The organism is Nocardioides sp. YIM B13467 (assembly GCF_042788075.1).
Lineage (GTDB): Bacteria > Actinomycetota > Actinomycetes > Propionibacteriales > Nocardioidaceae > Nocardioides.
The window spans coordinates 15,773-28,430 of record NZ_JBHZPJ010000002.1 but is presented as its reverse complement, the minus strand read 5'-3'; the positions used below and the strand labels follow the sequence as shown (position 1 = coordinate 28,430).

General features: G+C 67.1%; 8 protein-coding genes. 7 read left to right on the top strand and 1 reads right to left on the bottom strand.

All coding sequences use genetic code 11. The annotated features are described in order from the left end of the window. Positions 1-6 precede the first annotated feature (6 nt). The 3 genes from ACFX43_RS00445 to ACFX43_RS00435 all read left to right on the top strand — a co-directional run bounded on the left by ACFX43_RS00445 (position 7) and on the right by ACFX43_RS00435 (position 8,702). Positions 7-918, top strand: a complete 912-nt coding sequence (locus tag ACFX43_RS00445; protein WP_378815733.1) for a J domain-containing protein — start codon at positions 7-9, stop codon at positions 916-918. Between the two features lie 349 nt (positions 919-1,267). Next, the gene (gene rpoB, locus ACFX43_RS00440) at positions 1,268-4,738 is read left to right on the top strand and encodes a DNA-directed RNA polymerase subunit beta (protein ID WP_378815731.1); all 3,471 of its coding nucleotides are present in this window, start codon (positions 1,268-1,270) and stop codon (positions 4,736-4,738) included. Between the two features lie 88 nt (positions 4,739-4,826). Then, a complete protein-coding gene (locus tag ACFX43_RS00435) occupies positions 4,827-8,702 on the top strand; it encodes a DNA-directed RNA polymerase subunit beta' (RefSeq protein ID WP_378815729.1) in 3,876 nt (1,291 codons plus the stop codon). A gap of 100 nt (positions 8,703-8,802) precedes the next feature. Here ACFX43_RS00435 and ACFX43_RS00430 read toward each other — a convergent pair whose 3' ends face one another. Continuing rightward, positions 8,803-9,684 (bottom strand): alcohol dehydrogenase catalytic domain-containing protein, encoded by an 882-nt coding sequence (locus ACFX43_RS00430; protein WP_378815727.1) that lies wholly within the window; start codon positions 9,682-9,684, stop codon positions 8,803-8,805. Between the two features lie 109 nt (positions 9,685-9,793). Between ACFX43_RS00430 and ACFX43_RS00425 the strand changes: the two genes are divergently transcribed. The 4 genes from ACFX43_RS00425 to ACFX43_RS00410 all read left to right on the top strand — a co-directional run bounded on the left by ACFX43_RS00425 (position 9,794) and on the right by ACFX43_RS00410 (position 12,650). Beyond that, positions 9,794-10,195 carry a winged helix-turn-helix transcriptional regulator gene (locus tag ACFX43_RS00425; RefSeq protein WP_378815726.1) on the top strand — a complete coding sequence of 134 codons (402 nt, stop codon included), beginning with the start codon at positions 9,794-9,796 and terminating at the stop codon, positions 10,193-10,195. Positions 10,196-10,500: 305 nt separating this feature from the next. Beyond that, the gene (locus ACFX43_RS00420; RefSeq protein ID WP_378815724.1) at positions 10,501-10,965 is read left to right on the top strand and encodes a DUF4232 domain-containing protein; all 465 of its coding nucleotides are present in this window, start codon (positions 10,501-10,503) and stop codon (positions 10,963-10,965) included. A gap of 30 nt (positions 10,966-10,995) precedes the next feature. Further along, positions 10,996-12,063 (top strand): glycerophosphodiester phosphodiesterase family protein, encoded by a 1,068-nt coding sequence (locus ACFX43_RS00415; RefSeq protein ID WP_378815722.1) that lies wholly within the window; start codon positions 10,996-10,998, stop codon positions 12,061-12,063. 101 nt (positions 12,064-12,164) lie between these two features. Continuing rightward, positions 12,165-12,650: a pyridoxamine 5'-phosphate oxidase family protein gene (locus ACFX43_RS00410; RefSeq protein WP_378815721.1), complete on the top strand. Its 486-nt coding sequence runs from the start codon at positions 12,165-12,167 to the stop codon at positions 12,648-12,650. Positions 12,651-12,658 lie beyond the last annotated feature (8 nt).

The following is a 12,658-nucleotide window of genomic DNA, read 5'->3' as shown; positions in this document are numbered from 1 at the left end:
TCCACGATGACTAGTCCGACCTGGTACGACCTGCTCGACGTCGAGCCCGACGCCGCCACCGACGACATCCGCGCGGCGTGGAAGTCCGCGATCGCCGACCTGGACCCCACCGACCGCCGCTTCCGCACCCTCAACGATGCCGCCGCGGTCCTGCTGGACGAGAAGAAGCGGGCTGCGTACGACGCGGAGCTGGCCGCTCTCGAGGAGGCTGCGGTCGAGGAGGAGGACCGCGAGGCCGACGAGGAGACCGCCGACGTCGAGGTGGCGGCCGACGCGGATGACGAGGACGAGCCTGCCGACGAGGAGCCCGCCGCCGAGGAGAGTGCGGCCACTGGACGTACGCTGCCGCTGCTCCCCACGTGGGGACTGGTCGCCGCCGGTGCGCTCGCCCTGGCCGCGCTCGTCGCTGCCGGCGTGGTCTTCTTCGGGCAGGAGAAGGTCAGCACCGTCGCCAACAACAACGTCACCACCAGCACCGTCGAGGGTGCGGTGGGCAAGCAGATCACCCGCAACCACAAGCTCCTCGTCGAGGAGCAGGGCGGTGAGGCGCTCGAGGCGGCGAAGAAGGCCGTCGTCCCGCTGCTCTCCTACGACTACAGCAAGATGGACGAGTCGAAGAGCAAGGCTCACGACGTGATGACGAAGGACTACCGCGAGGACTACGACCGGCTCTTCGCGGTGCTCGTCGACAACGTCCCCGAGACGAAGACCGTGGTGAAGACGCTCGCCCCGGTCGACGCCGGCGTCATCCGCGTCTCCGAGGACACCGTGCAGATCCTCGTGCTGGTCGACCGTCAGGTCACCAACGCCCAGCGGAGCACCCCGATCGGCTACCAGGAGTACGCGATGCTCACGATGGCCAAGGTCGGCGACGAGTGGCTGGTGGACAAGGTCGAGACCCAGCCCAGCCAGGACTAGTTCCCGACCAGGCCCGGCATCCCAGGCCTTTGCGCTACCTGTCAAGTGATTGGAATAACTTTTCCGTGGGTCGGACCGATTGGCGCGGATGCTTGACCCGGGGTGCCGATGGGGCGCATGATCATCCGCGATGCTCGACAATGGCACTGCACCGACAACGCCGACGCTCGAGCGCCGCAGGTGTGAATGAAGGTACGCCGGACTTTAATTGGGCCCGGTGTTGTGAAGTGCGCTTTTGTGCCGTACTATGGCGCTTTGCGCATGCCTTCATATGCCCCTCAGCCTGCCCGGTGGCTGTTCGGTGGTCGGCAGCGCGAATCCACCTGCGAACCTTGTCGAAGGATTCCTCTTGGCCGCGCGCACCTCGTCGGGTGACTCCACCCCTCGCCGCATCTCTTTCGCTAAGATCTCAGAGCCTCTCGAGCTTCCCAAGCTCCTCGCCCTCCAGACCGACAGCTTCGACTGGCTGATCGGTAACGAGCGCTGGCAGGAGCAGGTCGCCGCCCGCGAAGCAGCGGGGGAGGACGTGTCTCACAAGTCCGGTCTACAGGAGATCTTCGAGGAGATCTCCCCGATCGAGGACTTCTCGGAGACGATGTCCCTCTCGTTCGAGAGCCCTGTCTTCTACGACCCCAAGTACACCGTCGAGGAGTGCAAGGAGAAGGACTTCACCTACTCCGCGCCTCTCTATGTCTCGGCGGAGTTCACCAACAACGACACCGGTGAGATCAAGGGCCAGACGGTCTTCATGGGCGACTTCCCGCTCATGACCGAGCAGGGCACCTTCGTCATCAACGGCACCGAGCGTGTTGTCGTCTCGCAGCTCGTCCGGTCCCCGGGCGTCTACTTCGAGCGCACCGCCGACAAGACGTCCGACAAGGACATCTACACCGCCAAGCTGATCCCCAGCCGCGGCGCCTGGCTCGAGTTCGAGATCGACAAGCGCGACCTGGTCGGCGTCCGACTCGACCGCAAGCGCAAGCAGAACGTCACGGTGCTGCTCAAGGCCCTCGGCTGGACCAACGAGCAGATCCGCGAGGAGTTCGGCGAGTACGAGTCGATGATGCTGACCCTCGAGAAGGACAGCACCTCCGCTCAGGACGACGCGCTGCTCGACATCTACCGCAAGCTGCGCCCGGGCGAGCCCCCGACGCGTGAGGCCGCGCAGACGCTGCTGAACAACTACTACTTCAACCCGAAGCGCTACGACACCGCCAAGGTCGGTCGCTACAAGGTCAACAAGAAGCTCGGTCTGACCGAGGCCTTCGACCAGCAGACCCTGACCGTCGACGACATCGTCGCGACGATCAAGTACGTCGTGGCGCTCCACGACGGGCGTACGCAGCTCGACATGCCGCAGGGCACGATCGACATCGCTGCTGACGACATCGACCACTTCGGCAACCGCCGGATGCGGACGGTCGGCGAGCTGATCCAGAACCAGCTGCGTACGGGCCTTGCTCGTATGGAGCGCGTGGTGCGCGAGCGGATGACGACCCAGGACGTCGAGGCGATCACGCCGCAGTCCCTGATCAACATCCGTCCCGTGGTAGCTGCGCTGAAGGAGTTCTTCGGCACCTCGCAGCTGTCGCAGTTCATGGACCAGAACAACCCGCTCGCGGGCCTGACGCACAAGCGGCGTCTGTCGGCTCTCGGCCCGGGTGGTCTCTCCCGTGACCGCGCCGGCATGGAGGTCCGAGACGTCCACCCGTCGCACTACGGCCGGATGTGTCCGATCGAGACCCCTGAAGGTCCCAACATCGGTCTGATCGGTTCGCTGGCCTCCTTCGGCCGGATCAACCCGTTCGGCTTCGTCGAGACGCCCTACCGCAAGGTCGAGAACGGTGTCGTCACCGACAAGATCGACTACCTGACCGCCGACGACGAGGACCGCTACGTCATCGCGCAGGCCAACGCGGCCGTCGACGAGAACATGAAGTTCGCGACCGAGCGCGTGCTGGTCCGCCAGCGCGACGGTGAGGTCTCCGAGCTCCTGGCCGACGAGGTCGACTACATCGACGTCTCGCCGCGCCAGATGGTGTCGGTCGCGACCGCGCTGATCCCGTTCCTCGAGCACGACGACGCCAACCGTGCGCTCATGGGCGCCAACATGCAGCGTCAGGCGGTGCCGCTGGTCCGCAGCGACTCGCCGCTGGTCGGCACGGGCATCGAGTACCGCGCGGCTGTCGACGCCGGTGACGTGCTCGTCGCGAAGAAGGCCGGTGTGGTCAAGGAGGTCTCCTCCGACCTGATCGAGACCCTCAACGACGACGGCACCTACACCTCGTACAAGCTCGCGAAGTTCGAGCGCTCCAACCAGGGCAACTGCGTCAACCAGCAGCCGCTGGTCGACGAGGGCGCCCGGGTCGAGGTCGGCTCCCCGCTGGCCGACGGTCCGGCGACCCAGGGTGCCGAGATGGCGCTGGGTGCCAACCTCCTGGTCGCCTTCCAGTCGTGGCAGGGCCACAACTACGAGGACGCGATCATCCTCTCCCAGCGTCTGGTGCAGCAGGACTACCTCACCTCGATCCACATCGAGGAGCACGAGGTCGACGCCCGCGACACCAAGCTGGGTCCGGAGGAGATCACCCGGGACATCCCGAACGTCTCCGAGGAGATGCTGGCCGACCTCGACGAGCGGGGCATCATCCGCATCGGCGCCGAGGTCACCACCGGTGACATCCTGGTCGGCAAGGTCACCCCGAAGGGCGAGACCGAGCTGACCCCTGAGGAGCGCCTGCTCCGCGCGATCTTCGGTGAGAAGGCGCGCGAGGTCCGCGACACCTCGATGAAGGTTCCGCACGGCGAGGAGGGCACCGTCATCGGTGTCCGCGTCTTCGACCGTGAGGAGGGCGACGAGCTGCCCCCGGGCGTGAACCAGCTGGTTCGGGTCTACGTGGCGCAGAAGCGCAAGATCTCCGTGGGTGACAAGCTCGCCGGCCGTCACGGCAACAAGGGCGTCATCGCGAAGATCCTGCCGGTCGAGGACATGCCGTTCATGGAGGACGGCACCCCGGTCGACGTTCTGCTCAACCCGCTCGGTGTTCCGCGTCGTATGAACATCGGACAGGTCCTGGAGCTCCACCTCGGCTGGCTCGCCAAGCAGGGCTGGGACCTCAACCTCTCCGAGGACCCCGAGGACAGCGCCTGGAAGCAGCGCCTCATCAAGATCCACGCCGACAAGGCCGACCCGGGCACCAAGGTGGCCACCCCGGTCTTCGACGGTGCGCGTGAGGACGAGATCACCGGCCTGCTCAGCGCGACCCTCCCCAACCGGGACGGTCGGCGTGTGGTCGGCACCGACGGCAAGGCCCGCCTCTTCGACGGTCGCTCCGGCGAGCCGTTCCCGGAGCCGGTGGCCGTGGGCTACATGTACATCCTCAAGCTGCACCACCTGGTCGACGACAAGATCCACGCGCGTTCGACCGGTCCGTACTCGATGATCACCCAGCAGCCGCTCGGCGGTAAGGCCCAGTTCGGTGGCCAGCGCTTCGGTGAGATGGAGGTCTGGGCGATGGAGGCGTACGGCGCCGCCTACGCCCTGCAGGAGCTCCTCACCATCAAGTCGGACGACGTGCCCGGCCGTGTGAAGGTGTACGAGGCGATCGTCAAGGGCGAGAACATCCCCGACTCGGGTATCCCGGAGTCGTTCAAGGTTCTCGTCAAGGAGATGCAGTCGCTGTGCCTGAACGTCGAGGTGCTGAGCCAGGACGGTTCGGCGATCGAGCTTCGTGACGCGGAGGAAGACGTCTTCCGCGCCGCCGAGGAGCTCGGCATCGACCTCTCCCGTCGCGAGCCCTCTTCCGTAGAGGAAGTCTGACGAGCGGGGAGGTACGCCCCCGGCGTACCTCCCCTCCCTCAGTCCCCTTTGAACTTTCCAAGAACTAACGAAGGAACTGGAAGCCACCGTGCTCGACGTCAACTTCTTCGATCAGCTCAAGATCGGCCTGGCCACCGCGGACGAGATCCGCGCGTGGAGCCACGGCGAGGTCAAGAAGCCTGAGACCATCAACTACCGCACGCTCAAGCCCGAGCGTGACGGCCTCTTCTGCGAGAAGATCTTCGGTCCCACCCGGGACTGGGAGTGCTACTGCGGCAAGTACAAGCGCGTGCGCTTCAAGGGCATCATCTGTGAGCGCTGTGGCGTCGAGGTCACCCGCTCCAAGGTACGCCGCGAGCGGATGGGCCACATCGAGCTCGCCGCCCCGGTGACCCACATCTGGTACTTCAAGGGCGTTCCGTCGCGGCTGGGCTACCTGCTCGACCTCGCTCCGAAGGACCTGGAGAAGGTCATCTACTTCGCTGCGTACATGATCACCTCGGTCGACGAGGACTCGCGTCACCGCGACCTGTCCTCGCTCGAGGCCAAGGTCGACCAGCAGCGCAAGATGCTGACCGGCCGGCTCGACGTGGCGATCAACGACCGCGCCAAGAAGCTCGAGACCGACCTGGCCGCGCTCGAGGCCGAGGGCGCCAAGTCCGACGCCAAGCGCAAGGTCAAGGACGGCGCCGAGCGCGAGATGAAGCAGCTGCGTGACCGCACCGAGCGTGAGGTCAACCGTCTCGACGAGGTCTGGGACACCTTCAAGAACCTGAAGGTCCAGGACCTCATGGGCGACGAGCTGCTCTACCGCGAGATGAAGACCTGGTTCGGGAAGTACTTCGAGGGCCACATGGGCGCCACGGCGATCCAGAAGCGCCTCGAGAACTTCGACATCGAGGCCGAGGTCGAGAACCTGCGCGAGACCATCGCCACCGGCAAGGGTCAGCGCAAGGTCCGCGCGCTCAAGCGCCTCAAGGTCGTCGACGCCTTCCGCAAGACCGGCAACCAGCCGACCGGCATGGTGCTCGACGCCGTCCCGGTCATCCCGCCGGACCTGCGCCCGATGGTGCAGCTCGACGGTGGCCGCTTCGCGACCTCCGACCTCAACGACCTCTACCGTCGTGTGATCAACCGCAACAACCGCCTCAAGCGTCTCCTCGACCTCGGTGCCCCCGAGATCATCGTGAACAACGAGAAGCGGATGCTGCAGGAGGCCGTCGACTCGCTGTTCGACAACGGTCGTCGTGGCCGTCCGGTCACCGGACCGGGCAACCGTCCGCTGAAGTCGCTCTCCGACATGCTCAAGGGCAAGCAGGGTCGCTTCCGTCAGAACCTGCTCGGTAAGCGCGTCGACTACTCCGGTCGTTCGGTCATCGTGTCGGGTCCGCAACTCAAGCTGCACCAGTGCGGTCTGCCGAAGCAGATGGCCCTGGAGCTGTTCAAGCCGTTCGTGATGAAGCGCCTGGTGGACCTGAGCCACGCTCAGAACATCAAGTCCGCCAAGCGGATGGTCGAGCGTGCTCGCCCGGTCGTGTGGGACGTCCTCGAAGAGGTCATCACCGAGCACCCGGTTCTGCTGAACCGTGCGCCCACCCTGCACCGCCTCGGCATCCAGGCCTTCGAGCCGCAGCTGATCGAGGGTAAGGCCATCCAGCTGCACCCGCTCGTCTGCACCGCGTTCAACGCGGACTTCGACGGTGACCAGATGGCTGTCCACCTGCCGCTGTCGGCGGAGGCCCAGGCCGAGGCTCGCATCCTGATGCTCTCGACCAACAACATCCTCAAGCCGTCCGACGGTCGTCCGGTCACCATGCCGACCCAGGACATGATCATCGGTCTCTACTTCATCACCTCCGACCGCGAGGGTGAGGTCGGCGAGGGTCGTGCCTTCTCGTCCCCGGCCGAGGCCATCATGGCCTTCGACCACCTCCAGATCACGCTGCAGTCGAAGATCAAGATCCGCCTCGACGACATCGTCCCGCCGATCGGCTACGACGTGCCGGAGGGCTGGACTGCGGGCGACCCGATCGTCCTCGAGACCACGCTGGGCCGGGTGATCTTCAACGACACCCTGCCGTCCGACTACCCCTTCGTGAACTACGAGGTCGGTAAGAAGCAGCTCGGCGCGATCATCAACGACCTGGCCGAGCGTTACACCAAGGTCGAGGTCGCGGCGTCGCTGGACGCGCTCAAGGACAACGGCTTCCACTGGGCCACCCGGTCGGGTGTCACGGTCTCCATCGACGACGTCACCACGCCGCCGAACAAGGCCGAGATCCTGGAGACGTTCGAGACGCAGGCTGCCAAGGTGCAGAAGCAGTTCGAGCGTGGTCTGGTCACCGATGAGGAGCGCCGTCAGGAGCTCGTCGAGATCTGGACCGAGGCCGCCAAGGTCGTCGGTGCTGCCATGGAGGCGGCGTTCGACCGCAAGAACCCGATCTTCATGCAGGTCACCTCGGGTGCTTCGGGTAACTTCAACCAGATCCGCCAGGTCGGCGCCATGCGAGGCCTGGTGGCCAACCCGAAGGGCGAGATCATCCCGCGGCCGATCAAGTCGAACTTCCGCGAGGGTCTCTCCGTCCTGGAGTACTTCATCTCCACCCACGGTGCTCGTAAGGGTCTGGCCGACACCGCGCTGCGTACCGCCGACTCGGGTTACCTGACCCGTCGTCTGGTGGACGTCTCGCAGGATGTCATCATCCGTGAGGACGACTGCGGCACCGAGCGCGGTCTGCCGAAGGTCATCGGTGTCGATCAGGGCGGCGTCGTCGTCAAGGACGACAACGCCGAGACCGCTGCGTACGCTCGCACGGCTGCCGTCGACATCGAGCACCCGTCGACCGGCGAGGTTCTCGCGGTCGCCGGCGAGGACCTGGGCGACGTCAAGATCGAGGAGCTGGTTCGCGCCGGCATCACCGAGGTCAAGGTCCGTTCGGTCCTCACCTGTGAGGCCCGCACGGGTACGTGTGCCAAGTGCTACGGCCGCTCGCTGGCCACCGGCAAGCTCGTCGACATCGGTGAGGCGGTCGGCATCATCGCCGCCCAGTCCATCGGTGAGCCCGGCACTCAGCTGACCATGCGTACGTTCCACACCGGTGGTGTGGCCTCGGCCGACGACATCACGCAGGGTCTGCCGCGTGTCGTCGAGCTCTTCGAGGCGCGTACGCCGAAGGGTGTCACGCCGATCTCCGAGGTCGCCGGTCGCGTCGAGATCGAGGAGACCGACAAGGCCCGCAAGGTCCTGGTCACCCCGGACGACGGCTCCGAGGTCAAGGAGTACGTCGTGTCGCGCCGCTCGCGCCTGCGGGTTGCCGACGGCGACCACATCGAGGTCGGCGCTCCGCTGACCATCGGTACGCCGGACCCCAAGGAGGTCCTCCGTATCCTCGGTGTCCGCAAGACGCAGCAGCACCTCGTGGACGAGGTCCAGCAGGTCTACCGGTCGCAGGGTGTGTCCATCCACGACAAGCACATCGAGATCATCGTGCGGCAGATGCTGCGCCGGATCACGGTGCTCGAGTCCGGGGACACCAACCTGCTGCCCTCCGACCTGGCCGACCGCATCGACTTCGAGTCGGAGAACCGGCGCGTGGTCTCCGAGGGCGGCAAGCCGGCCTCGGGTCGTCCGGAGCTGATGGGCATCACCAAGGCCTCGCTGGCCACCGAGTCCTGGCTGTCGGCGGCCTCCTTCCAGGAGACCACCCGCGTCCTCACCGACGCTGCCATCAACGGCCGCTCGGACTCGCTGCGCGGTCTGAAGGAGAACGTCATCATCGGTAAGCTCATCCCGGCCGGCACCGGCCTGGAGCGCTACCGCAACATCAAGGTCGAGCCGACCGATGAGGCTCGTGCCGCGGCGTACTCCGTGACCGGTTACGACAACTACGACTACGAGTTCGGCAACACCGGCGGCCAGGCCGTCGCGCTGGACGACTTCGACTTCGGTTCGTACCAGAGCTGAAGCGCGTAGCGCTGAAGGTCTGGGGTAAGAACCAGATCGAGTAAGACAAGGCCCCGCCAGGCTTGCCTGGCGGGGCCTTGTCGCATCGAGATCCAGTACGTCACGGAATCAGCAGCCAGCGCCCATCGGATCCCGGTGCCGCCACCGCCTCCTGGTAGGCCTCGGCGGCCTTGCTCAGCGGGCGGGTCGCGGCGATCCGGGTCGGCACCGTTCCGTCTGCCGCCAGCCTGAGGAGGTCGGCGAGCACCGCCCCGTCGGGCTGGTTCAGCGCGGTCGAGACCTCGATTCCGCGCTCGGGCGCCGGTGCCCGGCCGGGCTTGACGCTGACGTAGCGGCCGCCGTCGCGTACGCCTGCCAGGGCCGGTTCGTCGAGCGCCGCCAGATCGAGGACGGCGTCGTGCGCGTGCGGTTCGATCTCGGTGACGGCGTGGTCGGCGCCGGTGGCGAGGTGCTGGGTGCCGGGGCGTACCAGGGCGTCGACCGTCCAACCGTCGGCCTTGGCCAGCGCCAGCGCCCACAGGCCGACGCCGCCGGCGGCACCGGTGACGAGGAGGCTGCCGCGTTCGGTGCCGAGCAGGTCGAGCGCCTGGCGGGCGGTGAGCGCGTTGAGCGGAGCTGCGGCGGCCGCCTCGAGGGTGAGCCCGTCGGGTACGGCCGCTGCGGCGGAGGCGGGGACCACGACCTCGGTCGCGTGGGCGCGGGCGCCTGCTGCCGGGTTGCCGTGGAGCCCGGCGACGCGGTCGCCGACAGCGAATCCGGATACGGCCTCGCCGACCTCGGTGACCACGCCACTGAAGTCGAAGCCGAGGCCGATCACGTCGGGGAGGCCGATGGCTGCGTGGTCGCCGGCGACGAAGGCGTCGAAGAGCGTGAAGGCGGCGGCAGCGACCTCGACCCGGATGTCGTCGGGGCCGAGCGGCTGGGCCGGGAGCTCCTCGAGACGCGGGGTCGGGTCGCCGGCGCGGGAGATGAGTGCGTACATGGTTTTGTCCTTTGCGGTGGTCTGTCTGGTTGCATGCACTACTTTCGGTGCCCTACTCTCCTTTGGGAAGAAGGCACTTTGAAGTGGCGTACGCACCTGGAGGTCTGCCATGGGGACGACGACGGCCGAACGGCCCAGCGGAATCGAGAACAGCGGATTCGACGCGTTCTCGGCGCTGTGTCCGAGCCGACGGCTGCTGGACACGATCGGTGACAAGTGGGTGAGCCTGGCGATCGTGGCGCTGGGGCTCCGCGGCCCGCTGAGGTACTCGGAGCTTGCCTCGCAGATCGAGGGGGTGAGCCAGAAGATGCTGACCCAGTCGCTGCGGAGGATGGAGCGCGACGGTCTGCTGATCCGCTCGGTCACCCCGTCGGTGCCGGTGCGAACCGACTACGAGCTCACCCCGCTCGGGCAGACGCTGCTGCCGGTCATCGGCCACCTCAAGGCCTGGGCCGAGGAGCACATGCCGGAGGTCGACGCGGCTCGGACGACGTACGACAGCAGGGTCTGAGATTTTCTCGAGGTCCGACGCAACGAAGCGTGCAGTCCGCGCGTCTCAGGGTTGGGACGATGAGTTAACTGGCTGGATCTATCTGGCTGGCATCTGCTACTCGAGGAGCGAAGATGCGGCACCTACGACTGATGGTGGTCGGAATCGGGGTCCTCGGCGTGCTCGCGGTGGGAGGTTGTGGGTCGACGAAGGACGGGGCGGTCGACTCGTCACCATCTGCCTCCGGGACCGCGGACCCCGCCCAAGCGAGCAGCACACCATCGTCCCCGACTCAGTCCTCACCGGCGGCCACGGGGGGTTCGCCGGTGAGGACTGAGTCCTCTGCTTCGTCCTCTGACCCCGCACCGGCGGATCGGAAGACGCCGAAGTGCACCAACGCCGACCTGAAGGCCGGCTATCGCGCGACCGACGCGGGCGCCGGATCGCGGTTCGGCGAGATCACGCTGACCAATGTCTCCGACCGTGCGTGTGCCCTCGGTGGCTTCGGCGGACTGTCGTACGTCGGCGGTGGCGACGGCACCCAGGTCGGCGCGCCCGCGGCGCGTGAGGGCAAGTGGCGCACGGTGATCATGAAGCCGGGTCAGGTGGCCGTGAGCGAGGTCTCCGAGTCGACCGCCGAGAACTATCCGGCCTCGGCCTGCAAGCCGGCCGAGGTGGACGGGTTCCGGGTCTACGTGCCGGACTCCTACGACTCCCAGTTCGTGCGTCACGAGACGACCGGGTGTGCGGACAAGAACGTGTCGCTCCTGTCTCATCACGCGTTCCACTAGCGGCCATCCGGCTGCGGGATCCTGTCGGGCATGAGACGTGTCCGAGCAGGCCTCCTCGTGTCCGCAGCGCTCCTGGCGAGCTCCGCCATCACCCCGGCGTACGCCGAGAACGATCCGCGTACCTTCGACCTCCAGGCGCACCGCGGCGGCATAGCGCTGACGGTCGAGAACACGCTGCCGGCCTTCGAGCGGGCGCTCCAGCTGGGCGTGAGCACCCTCGAGCTCGATGTGCAGATCACCGAGGACGGCCATGCGGTCGTGACGCACGACCGGGACCCGAATCCGGCCAAGTGCGTCGACACTGCGCCGGCGTTCCCGGGCGACCCCGAATTCCCGTACGTGCCGAACCGCACCTACATCAAGGACCTGACGCTCGCGCAGGTGCGCACGATCGACTGCGGGTCGCTGCGACAGCCGCAGTTCCCCGACCAGGTGCTCTCGCCGGGCGAGCGGATGCCGCTGCTCTCGGAGGTGTTTGCGCTGGTCAACAGCTACCACGCCGGCCAGGTCCAGCTGAACGTGGAGACGAAGGTCGAGGCTGGGGCGCCGGAGCAGACCGCGCCGCGCGAGCAGTTCGTCCGCGTCGTCCTGGCCGAGATCAGGCGGGCGCACATCCGCAACCAGGTCACGATCCAGAGCTTCGACTGGGGTGCGCTGAAGCGGTTCCGCGAGGTCGAGCCGCGGCTGCCGATCGTCGCGCTGACCAACGGGCAGCAGTTCCTCCAGCAGGGACAGCCGGGGGCCTCGCCGTGGCTGGGCGGGATCGACATCGACGACTTCGAAGGGGCGCTGCAGGAGCGGTACGTCGCGGCCGCGGACTCGTTCGGGGCGGATGCGGTCTCGCCGGTCCATGGCGACCCGCAGGGCGGCTCGGTGTCTGATCCGGGCTATGTGCCGTTCACGAACCAGGAGCTGGTCGACGCGGCGCACGCGCGCGGCATCGCGGTCGTGCCGTGGACAGTCGACGACGTCGCCACGATGGAGCATCTGATCGGGCTCGGCGTCGACGGGCTGATCACCGACAGGCCGGACGTGCTGCGGCAGGTGCTGGCTGAGCACGGCTACAAGCTGCCACGCATATACCGAGGTCACCGCTAAGACGACCGGAGCGAGGCCGAGCGGCGAGCTTGCTTGTCCGCTCGCGCCGAGCGAGGGAGTAACCGCGCGCAGCGCGGAGAAAGTCGTTTACCCTCTGGGGTATGGCAGCTGATCTGGACAGACACGTCCGCGGGATCGTCGACGGCGTCGCCTACCTGGTGCTGGCGACCTCGGATCCCGATGGCCGGCCGCGTACGTCGCCGGTCTACTTCTCCCACGACGGCTACCGAGACCTCTACTGGGTCTCGGCGCCCGATGCGCAGCACTCCCGCAACCTCATCCGCGACCCGCGCGTGGCCGGGGTCATCTTCGACTCCTCGGTGCTGCCGGGGTACGGGGCGAGCGCTGCGTACGTCACCGGGATGGCGCGCCAGGTGCCCGACTTCGAGCTCGAGAAGCGCTGCGCTGTGGCTTTCCACCGGCTGGTCGGCACGGCTCGGGCCTTCAAGCCCGAGCAGCTGCGCGGCGAGGCGCCGCTCCGGCTCTACGTGATGGACGTCGAGCTCTGGGAGGCGCACCTTCCCGGCGTCGACCCGGACGACGAGGCCGTGCCCGAGACCAGGGTCGAGGCCGCCCCGGAGATCTGAGGTCCGGT